Raw genomic sequence first — 25260 nt, 5'->3', positions numbered from 1 at the left:
ACAGCGTGGCGCATCCTTTGGGGCGCGCAACGAACGCTATAGCACTTTGATGTGGCGCATGATCATTTCCGAAAATCTGTTCCGATGTTCGGGTTGACGCGCTCCATAACAGGATCACAGCTAAGTGGCGAGGAGATAATCAGGATGCAAACCGCGTGAAGCGGCCGGATTTCATGGCGCTGGCGCTGAAAGAGGCGCAAGCCGCCGCCTCGCGCGGCGAAGTTCCCGTCGGCGCCGTCATCGTCAGCGGCGACACCGTGGTGGCATCCGCCGGCAACCGTACCCGTGAACTTGCCGATCCGACGGCACATGCCGAAATGCTGGCGATCCGCGCGGCCTGCCAGAAGGTTTCCAGCGAGCGGCTGACCGGGCACGACCTCTATGTGACGCTGGAGCCCTGCGCTATGTGCGCCGGCGCCATTTCCTTCGCCAGGCTGCGCCGGCTCTATTTCGGCGCGGCCGACGAGAAGGGCGGCGCGGTGGTCAACGGCGTGCGCTTCTTCGCCTCACCCACCTGCCACCATACGCCCGATATCTATCCGGGCATGGCCGAAGCCGATGCGGCCTTGCTGCTCAAGGATTTCTTTCGGGAAAGGCGCGAGACGTAGAGCCTTCAACCGCGGAAGGCGGCGCTTCCTACCAGGAGGGCAGCCAGTCGAAGAGCCCGCCGCTCTTGCTCTTGGCGGCTGCCTCTTTCTTGAGGCGGCGTTCCTTCTTGTATTCGTCCTCGCCGAGTTCACCCTGCGGCGCGGTGTCGGCGGCGGCGCGATAGGCCAGAGGCGGCTCGCTCAGATATTTGCGAGTGGTGGGATCGCCCTGCTTGCCTTCAGCCGTGCGGCGCTGGATCTCGGCGGCGCGGCCCTTGTCGGAATCCGCCGGCGACCAGCGCGGCGGGTGGCTCGACGCTGAATCCGCCATCGCCTTCTTCACCGCAGCCGGATCGGTCTGCACATCGTCGACGATCTGTGACTGATAGGACGGATCATCCTGGTGGGCGGTGGCGTCGGCACGCAGGCGGGCGCGGCGCTGCTCGGGCGATTCGGGCCAATCGGTGCTCGCCGTCTCGATGCTTTCCTGCGGCGCCGGCAGCACTTCCTTTTGCCCTGGCGCGGGCTTCACCAGCTCCGGACGCGGCTTGTAGTCGATCTGTTGCTTGCGCTTCGGCGAGATTGAAAAGGCGCCGGACAGGTCGCCGGCAAGCTGCTCGCCAGCCGTCTTGTCCGTGCCGTAGGTGGGCGAACTCATGCAGCCGGACAGAGCGAGGCCGGACGCGACAAGCGGCGCCAGCAGCGCAACGCGCACGGAAGTTCTGTCGGTCATGCCAAAAAGTCCCACTCTAGACAGCCTCTCGATCGTCACCGGCCAAAGGTCCGGTCCCCATCGTCCACGCTCTTGCGACGGAAATCCGGCGACAATTTGTCTTCCGGAGTTTCGCGTGTTTACCTCAACCACTCGTTAAGGGCAACGCGCGGGCGGTTTTCGCCCACCCGGCGTGGCCTTTGTGCACCGGCTTATGGACTCACAAACGTCCCAGAGCCTGCAGCTCGTGCAGCACCGCGGCATCGCGGGCCGAAACGTCGGGGAATTCGGCATCCTGCCCCACATCGGCCGTATAGCGCCACGAGCGCGCGCATTTGACCAGGCCGCGGTCCTCGGCTTTTTCGACCACGACGGCGACACCTTTAACATCGTCGAGCGCAAAGGCGCCTTCCCGCGCCTTGCCATGGGCGATGACAAGATCGCTGGTGATCGCCATTTCGGCCATGTCGACGTCGGCGATTGCGGCTTCAAGCGCGGCATCGTCGAGCGTCACGACGGGCACGGCTTCCAGCGATGAGCCGATGACTTTCTGCGCCCGGGCGATCTCGAGAGCGCCGGTGACGACGCGGCGGACCTGCCGCACCTTGCGCCATTTCTCGGCCAGCGCCTCGTTCTTCCAGTTGGCCGGAATCTCAGGGAACTGGTCGAGATGCAACGAAACGGCATCGGGATGACGGTCGAGCCAGGCTTCTTCCATGGTGAAAGGCAGCATCGGCGCCAGCCATTTCACCAGGCAGTCGAACAGGTGGCGCACCACCTGCACCGAGGCCTTGCGCTTCACGCTGGCAGGCCCGTCGCAATAGAGTGCGTCCTTCCTGATGTCGAAATAGAAGGCCGACAGCTCGACCACCGTGAAGTCGAGCAAGGTGCGGGTGATGCGCTTGAACTCGAACGCGTCGTAGCCGGAGCGCACGACCTCATCCAGCTCAGCCAGCCGGTGCAGCATCAGCCGCTCCAGTTCCGGCATTTTTTCCAGCGGCACTTCCTCGCCGTCGTCATGGGCGAGCGTGCCCAGCATCCAGCGGATGGTGTTGCGGAGCTTGCGGTAGGCGTCGATGTTGGTCTGCAGCACGTTCTTGCCGAGCCGCTGGTCTTCCCAATAGTCTGTCGTCACCACCCACAACCGCAGGATATCGGCGCCGGACTGCTTGATGACGTCCTGCGGCACGACGGTGTTGCCGAGCGACTTCGACATCTTGCGGCCCTCCTCATCCATGGTGAAGCCATGGGTGACGACGGTGTCGTAGGGCGCCCTGCCCCTGGTGCCGCAGCTTTCGAGCAGCGAGGAGTGGAACCAGCCGCGATGCTGGTCGGAGCCTTCGAGATAGACGTCGGCCGGCCATTTCAGGTCCGGACGGTCTTCCAACGTGAAGACATGCGTCGAGCCCGAATCGAACCAGACGTCGAGGATGTCCATCACTTGCTTCCATTTGGAGGCATCGTGATTACCGAGGAAGCGCTCCTTGGCGCCGGCCGCGAACCAGGCGTCGGCGCCTTCCTGTTCGAAGGCGTCCATGATGCGCTGGTTGACCGCTTCGTCCTTCAGCACGTTGCCGTCCTCGTCGGCGAAGACGGCGATCGGCACGCCCCAGGCGCGCTGGCGCGACAGCACCCAGTCGGGGCGCTCCTCGATCATGGCGCGGATGCGGTTCTGGCCGGCCGCCGGTACGAAGCGCGTGTCGTCGATGGCCTTCAGCGCCCGGCTGCGCAGCGTCGTGCCGTCGCCGAGGTCCTTGTCCATATAGACGAACCATTGCGGCGTGTTGCGGAAGATGATCGGCTTCTTCGAGCGCCACGAGTGCGGGTAGCTGTGCTTCAGCCGGCCTCGCGCGAACAGCGCGTTGCGCTGGATCAGCTCGTCGATGACCGCCTGGTTGGCGTTGCCCTTCTTGCCGTTGTCGTCGATGACGCGCGCGGCGCCACCTTCGCGGTCCGGGCCAAAACCCGGCGCGTCCCTGGTGAAGAAGCCGGCATCGTCAACGGTGAACGGGATGGCGGGATCGACGCCGCGCTGGCGCAAATCCGATGCTGCATCCATCCAGGCGTCAAAGTCCTCGCGGCCATGACCGGGGGCGGTGTGGACGAAGCCGGTGCCGGCATCGTCGGTGACATGGTCGCCGGCGAGCAGCGGTACGGAGAATTCATAACCGCCGCCGAGGCCTTTGAACGGGTGCGAAAGCGTAAGGCTTCCAAGCTCTTCAGCCGAAACGCTGCGAAGCCGATTCAAGGTGACCTTGGCCTTGGCCGAGGCGTCTTCGGCCAGTGCGTCCGCAAAGATCAGCTTTTCACCGGGCTGTGGACCGAACGCATTTTCGGCTGCCGTGACCTCATAAAGGCCGTAGCCGATCCGTGACGAATAGCTGACGGCACGGTTGCCGGGGATCGTCCACGGGGTGGTCGTCCAGATGACGACGTGGGCCTGGAGTAGATCGAGCGCGCCCTCGGTCAGCTTGGACTCGCCACCATCGATCGGACGGACCAGGCTGGCGACCGGAAACTTCACCCAGATCGTATCCGACTCGTAATCCTGGTATTCGATCTCGGCCTCGGCCAGAGCGGTGCGCTCGACCACGCTCCACATCACCGGCTTTGAGCCGCGGTAGAGCTGGCCCGACATGGCGAATTTCAACAGTTCGCCGGCGATGCGCGACTCTGCGTGGAAGGCCATTGTCGTATAGGGGTTCTTGAAGTCGCCGACGACGCCGAGCCGCTGGAACTCGCCGCCCTGGACCGAGATCCAGTGCGCGGCGAAGTCGCGGCATTCCTTGCGGAATTCGTTGACCGGCACCTCGTCCTTGTTCTTGCCCTTGGCGCGGTATTGCTCCTCGATCTTCCATTCGATCGGCAGGCCATGGCAGTCCCAGCCCGGCACATAATTGGCGTCGTAGCCGCGCATCTGGAACGAGCGGGTGATGACATCCTTGAGGATCTTGTTCAGCGCATGGCCGATATGGATGTTGCCGTTGGCATAGGGCGGGCCATCATGCAGAATGTATTTTTCGCGGCCGGCGGCCTTCTCGCGCAGCTTGCGATAAAGGTCCATGTCCTGCCAGCGCTTGACCAGCAGCGGCTCCTTCTCCGGCAAGCCGGCGCGCATCGGGAAATCCGTCTGCGGCAGATAAAGCGTCTTGGAATAGTCGATCGTTTCAACAGTGTCGGTCATTGGTCTGCCATGTGCATTGCCCGGCGGGCGTAGAGGCTCGGGCGTTGAATTATCATGATCTGGAAAAAGCGCGAGAGCGCGCGCCAAGATTCCCGGCGGCTCCGGCGGCGCTCAGGCCACCCGGAACACCGGGCCTGTAATTCGTATCGCGATCGCGAAAAGGCGCGAAAAGCTGGTCATGGCTGGGCTTTTAGCCGAAGCCACGGCAGGAATAAAGCGCGGAAATCGCCTACATTGAAAAGTTGAAACGGTAGGTGGTCGAGACGCCGACCGTGAACTGGTCGCGCTGGCCGCGCTCCTTGACCAGGCTGGAATCGGCGGCCGGGCCCATCAGGCGCGCATATTCGCCGAACAGGCTGGCGGTCATCGGCTCCGTCACCTTCCAGGTGATGGCGCCGCCGAGGCCGGTCGATTTCAGGCCGCCGCCGGGGTGATATTCGCTAAGGCCCGAGGCTGCGGCCTCCTTGGCGTTGACGCCGTAGTAGGAGTCGAAATAGCCCGACGAGGCGAACGACACACGCGGGCCGCCCGAAATCCTGACCGTCGGCGTCACATCGTAAAACGCATCGGCGGCGATGTCGGCAACAAAGCCGTCATGGGCACGGATGCCGTGGCGCAGTTCGGCGCGGGCGCGCAGCCAGTCCGTCGGGTAGAATTCGAAGAAACCGCCGACCTCGCCGCCCCAGCGCACCGGGTCGAGGCCTTTCAACTCGTCCTTGCTGCTGCGCGAAAACAGGAACTTTCCGGTCAGGCCGGCGCGGACGCCGCCGTCATCGACCAGCGCCAGCGAAATGTTGTCATTGCGCGAGGCGAAGCGGGCGGCGGGGCCGACCTTGCCCAATGAGATGATCGGCGTGGCGCTGAGCAGAAGACTGTTGGAGCCCTCGAATTTCGGCGCGACCATGCCGGTTGCGCCAAGCGTCAGATACCAGTCGCCGTGGAACCAGCCGAAGGTCCCCTCGCCTGCGTTTGCCACCGTCGGCGCACCCAGCATGACAACCGCCACAATCGCAGACATTTTCCTGACCGGACTCATGGTCACTCCACTAACACAACACAGCCGCGCCCCGGCCACAGCTTTGACGGCCGTTTGGTAAAATTTGATTTAAGTCCGAGACAGAGATCGCGGTTGTCCGCAGTCGCTGGACGGGTGCCGACGCCGGGACTAACCTCAGGGACGGCGACAAGCCAGGCGATCTTTGATGCAAAGTGACTTTGAGGAGATGCGGCTATGACCCTGCACGGTGACACCCTGAAAGACGCGATCGGCCGGACACGAGACAAATGGGGGTGGTTCGTCGCGCTCGGCGTGCTGCTGCTCATTTTCGGCGGCATTGCCTTTGGCAATCTGTTCATCGCCACCGTCGCCTCGGTCTATGTCGTCGGATGGCTGATGCTGATGGCCGGCATCATCGAGATCGTGCATGCCTTCGGCGTGAAGACCTGGAGCCGCTTCTTCTATTGGCTGCTCAGCGGCCTGCTCTATGCCGTCGCCGGCTTCTTCGCCTTCGACAATCCGCTGCTGGCATCGACGGTGCTGACCTTGCTGCTTGCGGTGGCGCTGGTCGCCTCAGGCGCGCTCAGGGCCTGGGTCGGCTACAGCCACCGGCCCGAAAATGGCTGGGGCTGGGTCGTCGCGGCCGGCCTGATCAGCGTGCTGGCGGGCCTGACCATCGCCATGGGCTGGCCAGTCAACAGCCTGTGGGTGCTCGGCCTGTTCCTGGCCATCGACCTGATCTTCCAGGGCTGGAGCTTCATCGCTCTCGGACTGGCCTTGAAGAGGTAGGCGGCCGGAAGCTCAAAAAGCGATCGCGCTGTCCAGTTGCGACAGCGGCCTGACGCCGGCCAGCAGCGCGCGCGCCTCCGCCTCGTCGCGCTTGATCTGCGCCACCAGCGCATCGAGCCCGTCGAACTTCACCTCGGGGCGGAGGAAGCCGAAGAACGAGACTTCGCAGATCTCGCCATAGAGATCGCCGGAAAAGTCGAAGACAAAGGTTTCGAGCAGCGGCGCGCCATTGTCGTCGACGGTCGGGCGGCGGCCGAAGCTGGCCACACCGTTGTAAAGCGTGCCGTCGGCGCGGCGGAAGCGGACGGCATAAATCCCTTCCTTCAGTTCAGCTTCCGGAGAAAGCCTCATGTTGGCTGTCGGGAAGCCTAGCGTGCGGCCGAGCCGCTGGCCGCCGATGACTTCGCTTTCGACGGTGAAGCGGTAGCCGAGCAGGCCGGCGGCCTCGGCGACTTCGCCCTCGCACAACAATGCGCGGATGCGGCTCGAAGACACCACCTCGGCGCCTTCGTCGCGAAAAGCGTCGACCAAAATGACGCCGAAACCGTGGCGCTCGCCTGCCGCCATCAGAAAGGCCGGGCCGCCTTGCCGGTCCTTGCCGAAGTGGAAATCGAAACCGGTGACGGCATGGGTGATGCCGAGGTTCCTTTCCAGCACATCGGCCACGAAAGCCTCGGCCGACAGGCCGGCAAAGGCGCGCGTGAATGGCTGTTCAACGAGTGCTGCAAAGCCCAGATGCGACAACAGCCGCGCCTTCATCGGCGGCGGCGTCAGCACGAACAGCGGCATATCGGGCCTGAACACCTTGCGCGGGTGCGGCTCGAAGGTCAGCACCAGCGCCGGCACGCCGCGCCGCCCGGCCTCGGCGAGCGCGCGTTCGAGCACGGCCTGGTGGCCGCGGTGAACGCCGTCGAAATTGCCGATCGCCACCACGCCGCCACGCAAATGCGGCGGCAGCGGCGCGGTCGCAGAAATATGGTCGAAGGCTGCGCTCATGGAAGCGACCCTACTGCAGTCTCGGAATGACCGCGACCGGCCGGTAGCCGTGCTTTTGCAGAAAGGCTGCAAGCCTCGCGGGGTCCGGCTGCATGGGATCGCCATAGTCGCGCGCGTGAATGCCGCCCGACACGTAAAGCACGTCGATCCCATTATCGGCAGCGCCCTTGACGTCGGTCATCATGCCGTCGCCGATGGCCAGCACCTCCGAGCGCTCGACGTCACGGCCAAGAAGCAAGGCGAGCTCCCGCATTGCTGCGTCATAGACCGGCGCATAGGGTTTTCCGGCAATCAGCGTGCGGCCGCCGAGCTGGGCATAGTCGCGGGCCAATGCCCCGGCGCACCAGATCATGCGCTCGCCGCGCTCGACCACGATGTCTGGGTTGGCGCAGATGAAAGGCAGGTTCCTGGCGCGTAGCCGGCGCAGCAGTTCGGCATAATCCTCAGGTGTTTCCACCTCGTCGTCGAACAGGCCGGTGCAGACGACGCCGGAGGCTTCGAACTCCTCGACGAGATCGACGTCGAGACCGTCATAGAGGGTGAAGTCGCGGTCGGCGCCGATGTGGAAGATTTTTCGCGGGCCTTCGGCGATGAGGTCGCGGGTCACATCGCCCGAGGTGACGACACGGTCGTAGGCATCGGCGGGGACGCCGATCGCATTCATCTGCGCCACCACATCGGCATTGCGGCGCGGTGAATTGGTGATCAGGACAACCGGAACCTTCGCAGCGCGCGCAGCGGCAAGCGCCTCGGCGGCCGCCGGGAAATGCCATTCGCCATTGTGGATCACGCCCCACACATCGCACAGGATGGCCGAGTAGGCTCCCGACAAATCCGCGAGCGAGCCGATAATGTCAGGCGAATCCGCCATGCCGTTTTCCTGATGTGACGATCGTTGCGAGAGCTGCAGCCGACGGTCCGCCGCAACCGGCCCCGCATTAACCGAAGCGGTTCATCCTGTCACCAGCTTTCGGCGTTTTCGACGCCATCGCGCCACGGCTTGATGGCGGTTGCATCTCGCAGAAAGCGCCCTTCCCCAAGCTTCGGTCGATCGAAAAATGTCGCGTCTCCGATCACCAGGGCCGAGTGGTTAACGAGCCTTGAAATGATGGGCCGATCTTGGACGTATTTCAGCAACCCGAAATTTAACGATTTGTGGGCATCTTCGCGCCGATATTCGATATTTGGATCCTGGCAGGGGTGCTGAAGGCATGATCCGCAGATTTCTACGCGACAGACGCGGCAATTATGCCTTGATGACGGTGATCACCATGGTGCCCTTGATGGGCGCCCTGGCACTCGCCATCGACTACACCCAACTGATCCGCCAGCGCCAGGACACGCTGAACGCGCTCGACGCCGCAGGCATCGCCACTGCCCAGCAGATCGTTTCCGGCGCGACCGACGATGCGGTCAAGGCCTATGCCAAGGACTTCTTCGAGGCCAATCTCGGCCACGTCCAACCCGCCAATACGTTGCTGACCGTGACATTGCCCAACAACAATGCCGGCGGCGGCACGCTGAAACTTCAGGCGACGCTGACGTTCAAGCCATACTTTCTGCCAGTCGCGGCCTGGATGCTTGGCAAATCGTCGAGCGACACCGATGTCCATATGACCGCCACCTCGGAAGTTCGTCTCAAGAACACGCTTGAAGTTGCCTTGGTGCTCGATAATTCGGGATCGATGAGCATCAACGGCTCTGGCACCGGGCAAGAGCGGATAGAACTGCTCAAGGACGCGGCGACCGAACTTGTGAACACGCTGGCCACCCAGGCCCAGCAGATGAAGCAGGTCACCAAGCCGGTGCAGTTCGCCCTCGTTCCGTTTTCGGCTTCGGTCAATGTCGGTGTCCCGCCCTCCTCGGCTCCATTGCCGACGTGGATGGACACGACCGGCATTTCACCGATCCATAATGAGAACTTCGATTGGTCAACAATGACGTCAGCAGCCAATCCAAACAAATATATCGAAAAAGTAGGCAGCATGTACTACCAGCGCGGTACGGGCTGGGGCGCGGACCAAGACAAGCCGATGACGCGCTTCAGCCTCTATCGAGACATGATGGCCCAGACCTGTACGAAAAAGAACTCGAACGGTACTTGCCAGACTTCTGTGGTCGCCCCGTATGAAGCCTGGAAGGGCTGTGTGGAAGCAAGGCCGTACCCCTATAATGACGACGACACGACGCCGACCACAGGAACGCCCGCCACCCTGTTCGTGCCGATGTTCGCGCCGGACGAAGCCGGCAACTTCTGGCGCGACACCGATGGTGACGGCAAAAACGACGTCAACAGTACATCCTGGGGCTACCCGAACAACTGGTGGGTCGATTCGTCCGATTTGTTGACGAAAGCTGCCCCGCGCCAGAAAGACATGCGCAAATACTTTATGGTCAAACCCTGGAACGCAGCAGCCGCGGCTGCCGATGATGGTCCCAACGCAGCGTGCACGACCGGTCCGATCACCCCACTACAGGACATAACCACCACCGCCGGCAAGAAGACCATTACCGACGCGATTCAAGCCATGGTGCCGACCGGCAATACCAATGTTCCGGAAGGCCTTGCCTGGGGCTGGCGAACGGTCTCGAGCAAAGAGCCCTTCACGGGAGGCCGGCCAGAGACTGAGAGAGGCAACGACAAAGTGGTCATCGTGCTGACCGACGGCGCCAATACCTATAGCATTGGCCCTACCAACGACATGACCGCCAACTATGCCAACAATGGATCGACCTACGCCGCTTACGGTTACACCGGCCCGAAGGTGGGCGAAACCGCGACCCGCATGTTCGTAAACACCAGCGTCGCCAAGACCACTTATACGGCGGCCAATTACACCGCCGCGCTGGACCAGCAGATGCAAACGCTCTGCTCCAACGCGAAGGCCGGCAACATTCTCGTCATGACCGTTTCTCTCGACTTGGTTGACACGAAGCCTGCGGAAAAGAGTGCAATGGACGCGCTAAAGAAATGCTCCTCGGATTCGCGTTTCCGCAAGGATAAGACCGACCCGACGGGCAAGACCCCCGCCAAGCTCTACTGGAACGCGACCGGTGCCACCCTGTCGCAGAGCTTCAAGGAAATCGCCGACGAATTGTCCAACCTGCGCATCGTCGGCTGACCGGCGCATTCCCTTGGAAACGAGGCGCCCCCTCTCCGGCGGGGCGTTTCTGCGAGCAGCGATCATCCACCCGCCGGCACCCTTTGGTTAGCGCTTGGTGAAATGCCGATCGCGCAATCGAGCGGTTTCCCAAACCCGTCCTTCAGCGTTTTGTGAAAGTGTGGCGGCATTGAAGAATCCGCAGGCGGGGGCCGCTTACATAACATGCGCAAATTCTGGCGTGACTTCTGGCGCGACCGGCGCGGCAATTATGCTCTCATGACCGTTCTGGCCATGGTGCCGCTGATGGGCGGCGTGGCGATGGCGGTCGACTTCAGCGGCATGATCAGCGAGAAGCAGAAGGTGGTCAACGCGCTCGACGCCGCCAACTTCGCCACCGCGCGCCGGCTGGTGGAAGGTGCCACCGACGACCAATTGCGGGCCTATGCACTCGACTTCTTCAAGGCAAATCTCAACGACGTCGATCCCGCCAACACGACGCTCGACGTTACGCTGCCCAGCAGCACAGCTGGCGGCGGCATCGTCAAGCTTTGCGCAAGCCTGGTTTACAACCCCTATTTCCTGCCGGCAGCTTCGATGTTGATCGGCAAGACGTCAGGCGACATCGACTACTCCGTGTGCTCGCAGGTGCGGTTGAAGAACACGCTGGAAGTGGCCATGGTGCTCGACAATTCAGGCTCGATGTCAAACAACGGCACCGGCTCCGGTCAAAAGCGCATCGACCTTCTCAAACAGGCGGCCAAGCAGCTGGTCGACACGCTTGCCTCGCAGGCAGCGATGATCAAGCAAATCGACAAGCCGGTGCAGTTCAGCCTGGTGCCGTTCGCCGCATCCGTCAATGTCGGCGCCAGCAACGACAACGCGTCATGGATCGACGCCTATGGGCTGTCGCCTGTCCACAATGAGAACTTCGACTGGTCGACGCTGAACGCTGCCGACAAATACGCCCAGAAGATCGGCGGCATCTGGTACAAGAAGGGTACCGGCTGGGGCGAAGAGGAAGGCCAGATGCTGACCCGCTTCTCGCTTTACCGCGACATGAAGGTGGTCACCAGCCACGAACGCATCGTCGGCAGCAAACGCGTGGTCTGCGACGAATACCGCTCCAACCACACCTGCAAGCGCAGCCACGACGAGTACGACTACAACGACACATACGGTCCGTTCGCCAGCTGGCAGGGCTGTGTCGAAGTCCGTCCCTATCCCTATAATGTCAACGACGCGCCGGCCTCCGGCGGACCGAACAACACCGGCACCGGCGTCGGCGACCCCGCGACCATGTTCGTGCCGATGTTTGCGCCAGATGAGCCGGGCAACCACTGGTATATCACGCAGGATCCCGACGAGGCGGCGCCCAAGACCTATGGCGCTGTCAACAGCTGGTGGAACGACGATCCGTCGAGCACCACCGGCAAGACCAGACAGTCCAACATGGCCAAGTATTTCCAGCCGCGGCCGATCAATGCGCCGGTGCTGTCGAAAGGCGCCGGGCCTAATTACAGCTGCACCACGACGCCGATCACGCCGCTGACCGATGTCACCAACGCCGACGGGCTGGCCAAGATCAAGGCTGCGATCGACCTGATGGCACCCAACGGCAACACCAATGTGCCGGAAGGCATGGCCTGGGGCTGGCGCACCGTCTCCAGCGCCGAGCCCTTCACCGAGGGACGCCCGGAGACCGAGCGCGGCAACGACAAGGTGGTCATCGTGCTTACCGATGGCGAGAACACCTATTCGGCGCTGAGTTCCGACCCCGCCGGCAACAAGTCGACCTATGCCGCCTATGGCTATACCGGCGTCGGCTACAACGGCACCGCGGTCACCCGCCTGTTCGGCGGCACGTCGAGCGCTATCGGCCAGCTCAACTATTCGTCGAGCAACTATACCGCCGCGCTCAACGAGCAGATGGCGACGTTGTGCAACAACGCCAAGGCGGCCAACATCATGGTGATGACGGTGGCGCTCGACATGTCGACGACCGACGCCGGCGACAAGAGCGCGATGGACGCGCTGAAGACGTGTTCGTCCGACTCACGCTTCCGCAAGGATCCGACCGACCCGAGCAAGCCCGCGAAACTGTTCTGGAATGCGACGGGCGCCACGCTGTCGGACAATTTCAAGGAAATCGCCAACGAACTGTCGAACCTGCGCGTGGTGAGCTAAGCACGGTCCTGTCGGCCCGTGGCGCAATGGCTGATCACGCCATGCTCTTGTGCGCCGCTTCGGCCAAGCGCAGATATGCGGCCATGATCGGCACTGCGGTGAAAACGGAACGCGCAGGTCGCCGCCGCCCGCTGGAGATTGCCCGTGCCCGAAACCGCCAACCATCTCACCTTCGCGCTGGTCTGCCTTGGCATGGTGCTGACGCCCGGGCCGAACATGATCTACCTGATCTCGCGCTCACTGTCGCAGGGCCCGAAGGCCGGGCTTATTTCGCTCGGCGGCGTGGCGGTCGGCTTTTTGTTCTATGTCGTATCGGCTGCGCTGGGCATCACCGCGCTGCTGCTTGCCGTGCCGTTCGCCTATGACGCGCTGCGTATTGCCGGCGCGCTCTATCTGTTGTGGCTCGCCTGGCAAGCGGTGCGGCCCGGCGGGCGCTCGCCGTTCCAGGTGCGCGAACTGCCGAAGGACAGGCCGCGCAAGCTGTTCGCCATGGGCCTGATGACCAATCTCCTCAACCCCAAGGTGGCGGTGCTCTATCTGTCGCTGCTGCCGCAGTTCATCTCGCTGGGCAAGGGCCATGTGCTGTCGCAGCTTCTCGTGCTCGGCGCCACGCAGATTTCGATCAGCCTGACCGTCAATGCGATCATCGCGGTGACGGCCGGTTCAATCGCTACCTTCCTCGCCGGGCGGCCGCTATGGATGGTCATCCAGCGCTGGATGATGGGCACGGTGCTTGCCGCGCTGGCGCTGAAAATGGCAACCGACGCACAACGCTAGGGTGCGTTGCCATCCAGGTGATGTCGGCATGACCTGGGTATCAAAGCACCCTATGGCTGGGTGACTGCTACATCGGCCGCCGTGTCTGCTGCGCGCGCTCCGGTTCCACCACCTTGCGATAGAGGTGCCAGGTGGCATGGCCAAGCACCGGCATGACCACGGCGAGGCCGGCAAACAGCGGGATCGAGCCGATCACCAGCAGCACTGCGACGAGCAGCCCCCACAGCAGCATCTGCAGCGGATTTGCCATCACCGCGCGCGCCGAGGTCTCGATCGCCGACACCGCGCCGACGTCGCGGTCGAGCAGCAGCGGGAATGCAACCACCGTCGTCGCCAGCACGATCACGGCAAAGATGAAACCGGCGGCATTGCCGAACAGGATCAGCGTCCAGCCCTTGCTGGTCGTCAGCACCTCGCTCAGAAATCCGGTGATCGAAGCGGGCGGCTGATCGCCGAACAGGCTGGTGTAGATCGACTGTGCGGTGAACATCCACAACAAGAACAGCACCATCAGCATCGCGCCGATGACCGCAATCGACGGCAGCGCCGGCGAGCGGCGCACATCAAGCGCATGCCGCCAGGAGGTGTTCATGCCGAGTTCGCGCCGGCGACTGATCTCGTAGAGGCCGATCGCCGCGAACGGGCCGACCAGGGCGAAGCCCGACATCAGCGGATAGACCAGCTGGATAGCGTTGGAGCCGGAGGTCCACCGCGTCAGGATCAGGCCGACGACGGGATAGATCAGGCAGAGAAACACGTAATGCGAAGGCTTGGCCCAGAAATCGTCGAAACCGAGCTTGAGCGCATCCCAGAGGTCCGCGGTGGTGATATGGCGCACCGTGGGCTGCACATGCATACCGCGCGCGTCCGCCATGACATGAAAGCCGGCCATAACCTTCCTCCCGTGTGTCGGGGGCAGTCATCGCCTGGATGGCCGCCCGCAGCTGCCACTTCAAGAACGCCCGCATCGTAGCCGATATCTAGGGAAAAGTCGCCGTGCCGACGGCATTTCCTTCGTCTTCACGCGATTTTCATCGCTCGGCCGGCAGATGCGAATTTCGCGGGGCCGATCGTCAGCCAGCCGGCCAAACATGCGGAAATCGTGGTAACTGCCCTTGAACCAGCCCTTCTGGCGCGGCTCACGCGGGCATTTCAGCGGTCCGGACGATCCGGAGCATGCTTTCACTCAACCTAGCGCAACCGGCGGATTCGCCAAGCACCCGGTTTTTGCTCGCCTGCCCGGCAAAAGCCATGATCGCCGCTAAGTCAGGCAGGCATGACACCAATCAACACTGCCAATCATCCGCTCTTGCAATCCCGTTCCGGCGAGATCAGCCCAAAACCAAACAGGCGCCTGCTGCTGATCGGCCTCGCGGCCATGGCCGGGCTCGCCGCTTGCAGCACCGTTTCGGTGCCGACCGGCGAAGGCGCCGGCGTCTCGTCCTCCGCCACCGCGACGCTGGCCGGCATCCGCACCTCGGCCGGGCTGCCGGCGCTGGTGCCGGACGCACAACTCGAGCAAGCCGCACTCCAGCAGGCCGGCTATATGGCCTCGCGCGAACGCATGAGCCACTCGACAGGCTGGGGCAAGGATTTCGCGTCGCGGATGAAGGACAATGGCGTGCGGGGCGCCGCTGCCGAGAACATCGCGGAGGGCCGGTTCGACCAGCAGAAACTGTTCGACATCTGGATGCATTCGGCTGGCCACCGCCACAACATGCTCGATCCGGATTTCAGCCGCTTCGGCCTTGCCTATGTGCGCGACGGACGCGACAGCGCTGTCCGTTACTGGAGCCTGGTGCTGGGAAGATAAGCGACTGCGGCTAGCGACGCCAACCCATCGTCAGCCTTTCGCGATGAGCTTGCCGATATCCCCGGCCGACAGCGGTTTGCTGAAATAATTGCCCTGCATTTCGTCGCAATTGTTCTTGCGCAGGAAGGCAACCTGGTCATCCGTCTCGACGCCTTCGGCAAGCACCCTCAGGTTCAGCTTTTGACCTAATGAGATGACGGCACTGGTAACCGCCTGGTCGTTCTCGTCGGTCGCGAGGTCGTCGATAAAGGACTTGTCGATCTTCAGCCGCTGAACAGGAAAGGTCTTGAGAGCGCTGAGGCTGGAATAGCCGGTTCCGAAATCGTCGATCGATATCTGCACGCCGAGCCCTTGCAGCCCGTTCATCGTTGCGACCGCCAACTCGAAATCCTGCATGATCAGGCTTTCGGTCACCTCGAGCTCGAGATACCTCGCCTCCAGGCCGCTTTCCTTCAATGCGTTGATGACGCGATCGATCAGGTTCTTCTCCCTGAACTGCCGCGCCGACACGTTGACACAGACGGTGACGGGCGGCAGACCGGCGCGCTGCCAGGCTTTGTTTTGCCGGCAGGCTTCATGCAGGATCCAGTCGCCGATCGGCACGATCAGCCCCGTCTCCTCGGCGGTCGGGATGAACATCATGGGCGACACCACGCCTCGCGCCGGGTGGTTCCAGCGTACCAACGCTTCGACGGCCAGGATCTGACCCGATCGCAGATCGACCTGCGGCTGGTAGAGCAGCGCGAATTCCGAACGGGCGAGCGCGCTTCGCAACTCCCCCTGAAGCAGGAATTTTTCGTGTGCACTTGAGTTGAACTCGGGGGCGTAGAACTGAAAATTGTCGCGGCCGAATTCCTTGGCGCGAGACTTGGCGGCATCGGCATTGGCCAACAGCTTGTCCGGGCTCGTCCCGTCCTTCGGGTAATTTGCGATACCGATGCTGGCCGTTAATCGCAGGCGGTGCTCGGCGACAGGAACCGGCTCGGCAATCGCATCCCTGATCGTCTGCAGGGTTTCCGAAATGACATCGACATTGGTGGGTTGATCGAACAGGACGATGACAAATTCGTCGCCGCCTACCCGCACGACGGTGTCGGTCGCCTTCACGCATCCAACCAAACGGCTCGCCACGGTCTTGAGCAGTTCGTCGCCGGCATTGTGGCCCAACGTGTCGTTCACCAGTTTGAAATTATCGAGATCGATGAACACCACCGCCACCCAGCGATTGTACCGCTGCGCGTAGAGGACCGCCTGGGAAAGCCGATCCTCCAGCAAAGCGCGATTGGGCAGCCCGGTCAGTGCGTCATGGTTGGCCATGAAGTGGATCTGGTCTTCAGCCCGTTTGCGCTCGATCGCGATACCGGCAATGTGGGTGGTGAATTCGATCAGGCGAGTCTCTGCCTCGGTCGGCTCGCGCACGCTCATCGAATACATGGCAAAGACGCCCAGCACGACGCCTTGATGCGACAGGATCGGGGTCGACCAGCACGAACGGTAGCCATAGGGCGCCGCGACTTCGCGGTAATCCTCCCAGAGCGGATCCTGCAGGATGTCGGTGACGATGACCGGTTCGCGCCGGTAGGCGGCAGTTCCACACGACCCTGTCTTGGGGCCGATGGCAGATCCATCGATGGCGCTCATATAGGCTTTGGCCAGGCTCGGCGCCGCACCGTGCCGCAAATGGATGCCATCCTTGTCGAGCAGCAGGACGGAACCGAATATCCCCTTCAGTTGCGATTCGACCAGGCGCATGAGGCTGTCGAGCACGTTCTCGAGCGGAGCGCTCGTCGCAATCATCTCCAGGATGTTTGCCTGTCCGCTGCGCAGGACATCCGCCTGCTTGCGGGCCGTAATGTCGCGGGCGATGCCGACCAGACCGAAAATTTCGTTTTGAGCATTGCGCAACGGCACCTTGGTCGACGAGAGCCATTTTACGGTGCCCGACGCGTTGACGACGAACTCTTCCGCGTCGATCAAGGGTTGTCCGCTTTCGAGCACCGACTGTTCGACTTGCCGAAACTTCCGCGCAACCTCCGGGGGATGGATATCGAAATCGGTCAAGCCGATCATGTCGGCGGTCTTGTCGCGGCCACTGTCAGTCGCAAGTGCGCTGTTGACGACGATGAAGCGACTTTGCGTATCCTTGACCCAGAGATAATTGGGCACCCAGTCGATCAGCGCCTGCAACGAGATGCGCTCGTCGACGATCTGTCGATTGGCGGTGAGATCGGTAATGTCCTCATGCGTGGCTAGCCAGCTGCCGTCGGGCATTGACTGGTTATAAATCTGGATGGTCCGGCCGTCGGGGAGTTTGGCGGTCCAGGTCCTTGGAGCCTTGCCTGAATTGACCGATCTCGCCATCGCCAGATAGGCGTCGGTAGTCAGCGCCGCCGTACCGGCAGCGGCGCGGCGCTCGACGATCTCGCTCAGCGTCAGACCTGGCCGCAACTGCTCGGGTGCGAGGCGGTAGATTTCCGCATAACGGCGATTGCTCAGGATCAGCCGCTCATCGCGGTCAAAAAAGCAGATGCCTTGCGAAACGTTTTCGATCACCGTCTCGAAGCGCAGTGCCTGCCCTTCAAGTGCCGTGATCGTCGCCCGCAGCTCGTGCTCCAGCGACCCATAGGAAACGTCGGCCAGTTTTGCCAGCGCGGCCAAGCCGGCAGGCTCAGTCGTTTCGGCGGATTTCCTGGATGATTTCGTAACCAAACAGACCTTCTCCCAGCCGGGTCTGAAAGAACGCAAAAATCATTTATGTGCCATACGACGGTCTGTTGATAGTGTTAGGTATGTACTAACAGCATATAAACCGAACCGAAATCAGACGCGAAGATTTCTGGTTACCTGAAACTTAAACGCCATTTTCAAATCGCCATCGGCGCTACAGAATCGACATTCTCCGTTGTCTGGAGAATTTTGCGATCATCTCGGCATTCGCCCGACCTTACATATTCGCAGGCACGTCCGCGACGACGTCATCTGATATAGGCAAATATCGTCGCGCGTCTTAATCCATATGTGCCGCCGGCGCCGCGCCAGCAACCGGGGCCGTCTTCGGCTTGCGCAGCAGAAACACAAACGGGATGGCGATCAGCGTCATCATCATCAGTATTTTGAAGTCGTTGACGTAGGAGATCATCATCGACTGGATGTTGACCATGCGATCCATTTGCGAAAGCGCCGTCGGGTCGCCACCAGCTGCCGCCGGCGAAAGCGCCCACAGGTTGGGGTTGAACGGGTTGATGAAGGCCGACAGCTCGGTGTGATTGACCTGCGTGTTGCGCACCAGGAGAACCGTCACCACCGACACGCCGATCGAGGAACCCAGATTGCGCACCAGGCTGAACAGCGCCGTGGCGTCGGTGCGGAAGCGCACGTCGAGCGTGGCGAAGGCCACCGTCGATAACGGCACGAACACCATGCCCATGCCCAGCCCCTGGATGACGCCGGAGCTGAGGATCAGCCAATTGTCCATCTGCGGCGTAAAGCCGGCCATGGTGTAGAGCGACTGGGCCGTGAGCAGAAAGCCGATGACGACGAGAATCCTGGCGTCGATCTTGCTCATGAGCCGCCCGACGACAAGCATCGAAATCATAGTGCCGACACCGCGCGGCCCCAAGACGATACCGATGGTGATGGTCGGATAGCCGAAGATGGTCGACAGCATCGGCGGCAGCAGCGACATCGAAGCCAGGATCAGCACGCCCATGACGAAGATGAACGCCAACCCGGTGACGAAATTCTGGTCGAGGAAAATCTTGGGGTCGATGAAAGGACGTTCCGCCGTCACCGTGTGAATGATGAACACCCAGAATCCGGTGATCGAAAGAGCAAGCTCGATCCAGATTTCGACCGAGGAAAACCAGTCGACCTCGCCGCCGCGGTCGAGCAGCAGCTGCAGCGCACCAACGCCGAGCGAGATCATGGCGAAACCGAAGAAATCGAAGCTGCGCACCCGTCGGGCAACGACCGGCAGATAGGCGGCCATGCCGAGAAAGGCGATGATGCCGACCGGCAAATTGATGAAGAACACCCAGCGCCAGTTGAAATTCTCGGTCAGCCAGCCGCCAAGCGTCGGGCCCAGGATCGGCCCCAGCATGATGCCAGCGCCCCAGATGGCCATCGCCTGGCCGTGGCGTTCCCTGGGATTGATATCGAGCAGGAAGGTCTGCGATAGCGGCACGATGGCAGCGCCGAACACGCCCTGCATCAGCCGGAAAAACACTATGCTCTCCAGGCTCCAGGCGATGCCGCACAGCATCGAGAACACGGTGAAGCCGACCACCGCCGCCAGGAAGAGTTCCTTGCGGCCGAAGCGGTCGGCCAGCCAGCCGGTTACCGGCGTCATGATGGCGGCGGCAACGATGTAGGAGGTCAGCACCCAGTTGATGTTGTCGGGCGAGGCCCCGAGATCACCGGTCATGGTCGGCAATGCGACATTGGCGATGGTGGTGTCGAGCGCCTGCATGATCGTCGCCAGCATCAACGCCACGGTGATCAGGCCGCGATGCGGCACTTCCTTGAACGGCTCTGGCGTGCTCATGATGCGGAACTTCCGACAGGTAACAAAAACGTGTACACTAGGTTTCCGGGCGGCGAGGCCCTCTCTGGTGAAGAGACCTCATCGCGGTGGGACGCGATCTATCGATGTGGGGGTTACATCGACCGAACGTCTCGACACATCAGGCGCTTGCCGCCCGGAAATCCAAGGACCGAAGGATCGGCGTCGAGATGGCCAGACGTTGGTCAGGCCGCGATTGATGCCCTTCTGGGCAAGGTCGGCAGCGCGGTAGAGGCGATGCAGACGACGGCAAGAACGACGAAGCCGCCCGCCGATCCGGCGGCCGGGATGACGTAAAGCGCCAGCAAGAGCGCCAGCGCGCATTGCGCCAGGGTCTGGATGGTGACGAAATAGCCGCCGATACGCTCGGCCCGGCGCGAGCGGGCGATCAGTTCGGTGGCGACCGCCACCAGGCCACCTTCGGCGAGACCGGCGACAGTGCGTGCGCCAATCAGCGAATTCGGGCTGACCGCATAGGCGGTTGCCCAGTTCGCCAGCGCCAGCAGGACCAAAAGGACCGCACTCTTCCAACGCATATTGCGCGCGGAGAGCAGCATCGCGATGACCGCCGAGCCGATGCCGATGGCGATCATCTCCGCCGTGGCGACCAGAGCGAGTTCGTCGCCGCTGACATGCCCTTCGGTATAGAGCGTGCCAAGCAGCACCGGCTGCAGGCCGAGAATGAGCAGGCCAACCGAACCGATCCACAGCGCCGAGGCAAGCTGCGTCCCGGTCGGGTTGCCGACCACCCAGTCGCCGTTTCCGGCATCGGCGTTACCAACAGAAGTCACGGGCGCCTCCCAACGTCCTTGCCTGACGGCAAAAAAACTGACAATCTGTCAGTATTTAGAAACTGATACTCGATCATATTCGTTTGTCAATCATTGGTGAGGCTTGGCATTTAGCAAAGCTGGGGATCCAATGGTCTTGGCGATCGGGAGGGTGGCGGCATGAACGATGCAGTGAGAACGGCGACCGAACCGAGGCGCAGGCCTAAGCAGGAGCGCAGCCGCGAGCGCATCGACGCCATCCTGTCGACGACCATGCGGCTGATCGGCGAAAAGGGCATCGACGCCGTTACCATGAAGGAGGTGGGCGCGCTGGCCGGCGGGCCGATCGCCACCGTCTATCATTACTTCCCCAACAAGTCGGCGATCCTGGCGATGCTCTACGAACGTTTCTCGGAAGTGAGCCGCGCCCGGCTTGCCGTGATCGTTGCCGACATCGGCGGTCTGAGCGACGTCATCGCCGCCGCCGACCGGCTGCTCGACGATTACTATGAACGTGTCGCCGGTGACCCGGCCATCCAGGACCTGCAGAACGCCATCCAGGCCGACAAGGCGCTGCAAAATCTAGATATCGCCGAAACCCGGCGCCAGGCGGCGATGTTCTGCGACCATGTCGGCCCGTTTCTCGCGGCCGAACGGCGCGAAGAGTTCGGGCGCATGGTCTTCCTGATCTTCCAGCTTGCCGGCGGCGTCGTGCGCATGGCGCTGACCCAGGACGAAACGGAAAGCCGCCATACGATCGAGGACTACCGGTCGATCATCCATACGCAATTGCGCCAGTTTCTTTAGGCGAGGAGTACCGCCTATCGCGCCCGGCGCATGAGGCCCTCGAAGCCGTCGGCCAGATGGGCAGCGCCAGCCGCAAACATTTTCACCAGGTTTTTGGGACGGCCCGGCGTCTTGTTGGCATCGAGCAGGATCGCCCTGCCCTCATGCATGACGAAATCGAATTTGCCGTAGTCGAAGCCGAGTTCTCGTCGCCGCTCGCGGATCTCGTCAGGAACGGGGACAGGCTCACGTCGGATCGTTTCAGATGCCTTGACGAGGCCATTTGGTGAGATGTAGCGGGTGCAACGCTCGCTCTCTCCGCAAAACACCCAGAACCGCATTGCGAAGCCATCGGGTTCCCGTTCGGCAATGAACTTTTCCACGACCAGATCGTCGTCGCCGAAGACGCCATCCGGGACGTCGCCAAGAGAATCGTAGACCTCGTAGGGCTGCAGCCCCTGCACATCGGGAAAAGGTGGCTGCTTGCCCGCGCGCCTGGATCGCCGGTTGAGGAACGTCTCCGGAATGCCCTGATTGTTGAGATTGGTTTTGACGATGACCGGGCCCTGCCAGGCGTCGTCATGCGTTAGCAACGCGCCGCTGACCCGTCGCTTGGAGATGTCGGCCGTTGCGAGATTGAGGCAGAATGGAAAACCCCGCGCATAGTCGAGATAATCCGCCGGTGTGACGGTTGCATCGACATGTAGAATCGCGATGTCGGCACTGTGCGTCATGGCCGGGCCTTGCTGGATCCGCACCGAATGGCCGCGCCTTTTCAGTTCTTCGAGAACATCGAAAAGCATGTAGGGGCTCGACCTGCGCAGCAAGAGGTTGCGGCCGCTCTGGAACCGATCGTGCTCATGCGTTACGACGACAATTCGTGCCACAGACAGACTGCCCTTTGATTTCCTGCAATTTTCTAATAGGCGACTGTGAACGCCAAAAGCCAGAAGTCTCGGACTCTGCAAAGGCAGCATGACAAATCATTGGGACAACTATCACCGTCACTGGAGGCTTCTGGACGCGCCGCTTCGGCCGACGCCGGAAACCGTTTACATTTTCGAGCGTGAAGTCAGCCTGGCAAATGCCGATGTCCTGCTTTTGGGGGTGACGCCGGAACTTGCCGTGCTCGGCAGATCGATGCTGGCAATCGACCAGTCGGCGGCCATGATCTCGGGCGTATGGGCAGGCGACAATGCCTCGCGCAGGGCGATGGCTGGAAACTGGCTCGATCTGCCGGTTGCCGGGGCCAGCACCGAGGCAGTCATTGGCGACGGATGCCTGTCCGCCGTCGCCTCGAAGGCGGCGCGCAATCGCCTGCATGGCGAAATCGCCAGGGTCCTGAGACCCGGCGGGCGTGCCGCGATCCGCGTTTTCGCCGCCCCGGAAGCGACCGAGGATCTGGCCAGCATCGAAGCCCAGGTGCTGGCCGGTGCGATCGAGAATTTCCATGTGCTCAAATGGCGGATCGCCATGGCGTGCACCACGGGCGGTCCGGATTTCGCGATCCAGGTACGAATGATCCGCGATACATTCGACGGCCTGTTCCCCGACCGCGAGGCCCTTGCCGCGCGGACGGGATGGAGCATCGCGTCGATCAACACGATCGACGTCTATGCCGGCTCCGACGTAAGCTACAGCTTCGCGACGCTGGCCGTGCTGGTCGATGAGGCGAGTGGGTGGTTCGGCGACGTGCGCGTCGTGCCGAGCGGCTCCTATCCGCTGGCGGAACGATGCCCTCTGCTGGTGCTTGGATCGCCGAGGCGCCGCTAGGCTTCCCGTCAGACCACGGCAGGGCTCAAATTAGAGCAAATTGAGCCCACCGCTCGCCTTGACTCTCGAAAGCCAGGCGCCTATTTCAGCGCCACGTTAGCACTCTCCCTTGGTGAGTGCTAACTCATGTCCGGCATCGCCGGATGGAGGAACTGTTCTCACCGTTCTCATTCGAGGAAGAAAAAATGGCAAAGTCGAAGTTCCGCCCGCTTCATGACCGCGTGGTCGTTCGCCGGGTCGAATCCGAATCCAAGACCGCCGGCGGGATCATCATCCCGGATACGGCAAAGGAAAAGCCGCAGGAAGGCGAGATCATCGCTGTCGGCTCCGGCGCTCGTGACGAAGCTGGCAAGCTGGTTCCCCTGGACGTCAAGGCTGGCGACCGCATCCTGTTCGGCAAGTGGTCGGGCACCGAAGTCAAGCTCAATGGCGAAGACCTTCTGATCATGAAGGAATCCGACATCATGGGCATCATCGGCTGATTATCGGCCTCACCGTCAACTGAATTTCGGGCTTACCCCAAGCCCCTGCCAGGAGCTGAAAAATGGCTGCTAAAGACGTAAAATTCTCCCGTGATGCCCGCGAGCGCATGCTGCGCGGCGTCAACATCCTCGCCGACGCGGTGAAGGTCACGCTCGGCCCCAAGGGCCGCAACGTCGTCATCGACAAGTCGTTCGGCGCCCCGCGCATCACCAAGGACGGCGTCACCGTCGCCAAGGAAATCGAGCTTGAGGACAAGTTCGAGAACATGGGCGCGCAGATGGTCCGCGAAGTTGCTTCGAAGACCAACGACATCGCCGGCGACGGCACCACGACCGCGACCGTTCTGGCGCAGTCGATCGTCCAGGAAGGCCACAAGGCTGTTGCCGCCGGCATGAACCCGATGGACCTGAAGCGCGGCATCGATCTGGCAGTGACCGAAGTCGTCGCGGCGCTCGGCAAGGCTGCCAAGAAGATCAAGACCTCCGAGGAAGTTGCCCAGGTCGGCACGATCTCGGCCAATGGCGACGAGTCGGTCGGCGCCATGATCGCCGAAGCGATGCAGAAGGTCGGCAACGAAGGCGTCATCACGGTTGAAGAAGCCAAGACCGCCGAGACCGAGCTGGAAGTCGTCGAAGGCATGCAGTTCGACCGCGGCTACCTCTCGCCCTACTTCGTCACCAACGCCGACAAGATGGTTGCCGAGCTCGAGGACGTCTACATCCTCCTGCACGAGAAGAAGCTCTCCAACCTCCAGGCCATGCTGCCGGTTCTCGAAGCCGTCGTGCAGACTTCCAAGCCGCTGCTCATCATCTCGGAAGACGTCGAGGGCGAGGCCCTGGCCACGCTGGTCGTCAACAAGCTGCGCGGTGGCCTGAAGATCGCCGCCGTCAAGGCGCCGGGCTTCGGTGATCGCCGCAAGGCCATGCTGGAAGACATCGCCATCCTCACCGGTGGCCAGGTCATCTCGGAAGACCTCGGCATCAAGCTCGAGAACGTTGGCCTCAACATGCTCGGCCGCGCCAAGAAGGTGTCGATCTCCAAGGAGAACACCACCATCGTCGACGGCGCCGGCAAGAAGGCCGAGATCCAGGGCCGCGTTGCCCAGATCAAGCAGCAGATCGAAGAGACCACGTCGGACTACGACAAGGAGAAGCTGCAGGAACGTCTCGCCAAGCTGGCGGGCGGCGTTGCGGTGATCCGCGTCGGCGGTGCGACGGAAGTCGAAGTCAAGGAAAAGAAGGATCGCGTCGATGACGCCCTGAACGCGACCCGCGCGGCCGTGGAAGAAGGCATCGTTGCTGGCGGCGGCGTCGCCCTGCTGCGCGCTTCGGCCAACATCAAGGCTGCCGGCGCCAATGCCGACCAGGCTGCCGGCATCAACATCGTGCGTCGTGCGCTGCAGGCTCCGGCCCGCCAGATCGCCTCGAACGCCGGTGCAGAAGCTTCGATCGTTGCCGGCAAGATCCTTGAGAACAAGGGCGCGACCTTCGGCTACAACGCCCAGACCGGCGAATATGGCGACATGATCGCCATGGGTATCGTCGACCCGGTCAAGGTCGTGCGCACGGCTCTCCAGGACGCGGCCTCGGTCGCAGGCCTGCTCGTCACCACCGAAGCCATGATCGCGGAGGCTCCGAAGAAGGAGTCGGCTGGCGGCGGCATGCCCGGCGGCATGGGCGGCGGCGGCATGGGCGGCATGGGCGGCATGGATTTCTAATCCAAGCCCATCAGCCTTCAGATACGG

The 25260-nt window shown here is 62.3% G+C and carries 20 protein-coding genes; 10 read left to right on the top strand and 10 right to left on the bottom strand.

All coding sequences use genetic code 11. The annotated features are described in order from the left end of the window. Positions 1-155: 155 nt before the first annotated feature. Positions 156-608, top strand: a complete 453-nt coding sequence (locus AC1DXM_RS22920) for a nucleoside deaminase (protein ID WP_477236431.1) — start codon at positions 156-158, stop codon at positions 606-608. 28 nt (positions 609-636) lie between these two features. Here the strand turns inward: AC1DXM_RS22920 and AC1DXM_RS22915 are convergent, their stop codons facing one another. From AC1DXM_RS22915 to AC1DXM_RS22905, 3 genes are all read right to left on the bottom strand, one after another. Further along, positions 637-1320: a hypothetical protein gene (locus AC1DXM_RS22915; protein WP_477236429.1), complete on the bottom strand. Its 684-nt coding sequence runs from the start codon at positions 1318-1320 to the stop codon at positions 637-639. 199 nt (positions 1321-1519) lie between these two features. Further along, positions 1520-4483, bottom strand: coding sequence for an isoleucine--tRNA ligase (gene ileS, locus AC1DXM_RS22910; RefSeq protein WP_477236427.1), 2964 nt, complete (start codon positions 4481-4483; stop codon positions 1520-1522). Positions 4484-4712: 229 nt separating this feature from the next. Beyond that, positions 4713-5501 (bottom strand): MipA/OmpV family protein, encoded by a 789-nt coding sequence (locus tag AC1DXM_RS22905; protein ID WP_477236425.1) that lies wholly within the window; start codon positions 5499-5501, stop codon positions 4713-4715. 213 nt (positions 5502-5714) lie between these two features. On the opposite strand from AC1DXM_RS22905, the gene AC1DXM_RS22900 reads away from it, so the two are divergent. Continuing rightward, on the top strand, positions 5715-6269 hold the full coding sequence (locus tag AC1DXM_RS22900) for an HdeD family acid-resistance protein (RefSeq protein ID WP_477236423.1): 555 nt from the start codon (positions 5715-5717) through the stop codon (positions 6267-6269). 12 nt (positions 6270-6281) lie between these two features. Here the strand turns inward: AC1DXM_RS22900 and AC1DXM_RS22895 are convergent, their stop codons facing one another. Together AC1DXM_RS22895 and AC1DXM_RS22890 are read right to left on the bottom strand one after the other, a co-directional pair. After that, positions 6282-7265 (bottom strand): bifunctional riboflavin kinase/FAD synthetase, encoded by a 984-nt coding sequence (locus AC1DXM_RS22895; RefSeq protein WP_477236421.1) that lies wholly within the window; start codon positions 7263-7265, stop codon positions 6282-6284. A gap of 10 nt (positions 7266-7275) precedes the next feature. Further along, positions 7276-8136 carry a TIGR01459 family HAD-type hydrolase gene (locus AC1DXM_RS22890; protein ID WP_477236419.1) on the bottom strand — a complete coding sequence of 287 codons (861 nt, stop codon included), beginning with the start codon at positions 8134-8136 and terminating at the stop codon, positions 7276-7278. A 340-nt stretch (positions 8137-8476) separates the two neighbouring features. Here AC1DXM_RS22890 and AC1DXM_RS22885 point away from each other — a divergent pair, with 340 nt between their 5' ends. From AC1DXM_RS22885 to AC1DXM_RS22875, 3 genes are all read left to right on the top strand, one after another. Continuing rightward, on the top strand, positions 8477-10387 hold the full coding sequence (locus AC1DXM_RS22885) for a pilus assembly protein TadG-related protein (RefSeq protein WP_477236417.1): 1911 nt from the start codon (positions 8477-8479) through the stop codon (positions 10385-10387). Between the two features lie 204 nt (positions 10388-10591). Then, entirely contained in the window at positions 10592-12553 is a 1962-nt protein-coding gene (locus AC1DXM_RS22880) for a TadE/TadG family type IV pilus assembly protein (protein ID WP_477236415.1), read from the top strand. A gap of 144 nt (positions 12554-12697) precedes the next feature. Further along, the gene (locus AC1DXM_RS22875) at positions 12698-13330 is read left to right on the top strand and encodes a LysE family translocator (RefSeq protein ID WP_477236413.1); all 633 of its coding nucleotides are present in this window, start codon (positions 12698-12700) and stop codon (positions 13328-13330) included. A gap of 67 nt (positions 13331-13397) precedes the next feature. Here AC1DXM_RS22875 and AC1DXM_RS22870 read toward each other — a convergent pair whose 3' ends face one another. After that, entirely contained in the window at positions 13398-14222 is an 825-nt protein-coding gene (locus tag AC1DXM_RS22870) for a DUF2189 domain-containing protein (protein WP_477236411.1), read from the bottom strand. A 384-nt stretch (positions 14223-14606) separates the two neighbouring features. Between AC1DXM_RS22870 and AC1DXM_RS22865 the strand changes: the two genes are divergently transcribed. Further along, on the top strand, positions 14607-15143 hold the full coding sequence (locus AC1DXM_RS22865) for a CAP domain-containing protein (protein WP_477236409.1): 537 nt from the start codon (positions 14607-14609) through the stop codon (positions 15141-15143). Between the two features lie 30 nt (positions 15144-15173). On the opposite strand, the gene AC1DXM_RS22860 is transcribed toward AC1DXM_RS22865, so the two are convergent. The 3 genes from AC1DXM_RS22860 to AC1DXM_RS22850 all read right to left on the bottom strand — a co-directional run bounded on the left by AC1DXM_RS22860 (position 15174) and on the right by AC1DXM_RS22850 (position 20495). Next, positions 15174-17852 (bottom strand): EAL domain-containing protein, encoded by a 2679-nt coding sequence (locus AC1DXM_RS22860; protein ID WP_477236407.1) that lies wholly within the window; start codon positions 17850-17852, stop codon positions 15174-15176. A 298-nt stretch (positions 17853-18150) separates the two neighbouring features. Further along, on the bottom strand, positions 18151-19686 hold the full coding sequence (locus AC1DXM_RS22855; protein WP_477236405.1) for a DHA2 family efflux MFS transporter permease subunit: 1536 nt from the start codon (positions 19684-19686) through the stop codon (positions 18151-18153). Positions 19687-19889: 203 nt separating this feature from the next. Continuing rightward, a complete protein-coding gene (locus AC1DXM_RS22850) occupies positions 19890-20495 on the bottom strand; it encodes a hypothetical protein (RefSeq protein ID WP_477236403.1) in 606 nt (201 codons plus the stop codon). Between the two features lie 159 nt (positions 20496-20654). On the opposite strand from AC1DXM_RS22850, the gene AC1DXM_RS22845 reads away from it, so the two are divergent. Then, on the top strand, positions 20655-21281 hold the full coding sequence (locus tag AC1DXM_RS22845; protein WP_477236401.1) for a TetR/AcrR family transcriptional regulator: 627 nt from the start codon (positions 20655-20657) through the stop codon (positions 21279-21281). A 14-nt stretch (positions 21282-21295) separates the two neighbouring features. Here AC1DXM_RS22845 and AC1DXM_RS22840 read toward each other — a convergent pair whose 3' ends face one another. After that, positions 21296-22063: a hypothetical protein gene (locus AC1DXM_RS22840; protein WP_477236399.1), complete on the bottom strand. Its 768-nt coding sequence runs from the start codon at positions 22061-22063 to the stop codon at positions 21296-21298. Positions 22064-22235: 172 nt separating this feature from the next. On the opposite strand from AC1DXM_RS22840, the gene AC1DXM_RS22835 reads away from it, so the two are divergent. From AC1DXM_RS22835 to groL, 3 genes are all read left to right on the top strand, one after another. After that, positions 22236-23033 (top strand): class I SAM-dependent methyltransferase, encoded by a 798-nt coding sequence (locus AC1DXM_RS22835; protein ID WP_477236397.1) that lies wholly within the window; start codon positions 22236-22238, stop codon positions 23031-23033. A 185-nt stretch (positions 23034-23218) separates the two neighbouring features. Then, positions 23219-23515 (top strand): co-chaperone GroES, encoded by a 297-nt coding sequence (groES, locus tag AC1DXM_RS22830; RefSeq protein WP_006203049.1) that lies wholly within the window; start codon positions 23219-23221, stop codon positions 23513-23515. 62 nt (positions 23516-23577) lie between these two features. Further along, positions 23578-25233 carry a chaperonin GroEL gene (gene groL, locus AC1DXM_RS22825; protein ID WP_477236395.1) on the top strand — a complete coding sequence of 552 codons (1656 nt, stop codon included), beginning with the start codon at positions 23578-23580 and terminating at the stop codon, positions 25231-25233. Positions 25234-25260 lie beyond the last annotated feature (27 nt).

The organism is Mesorhizobium sp. P3_A2, from assembly GCF_056403115.1.
Note: the sequence above shows the minus strand (reverse complement) of the source record. Positions and strands in the feature narration are given on the sequence as shown.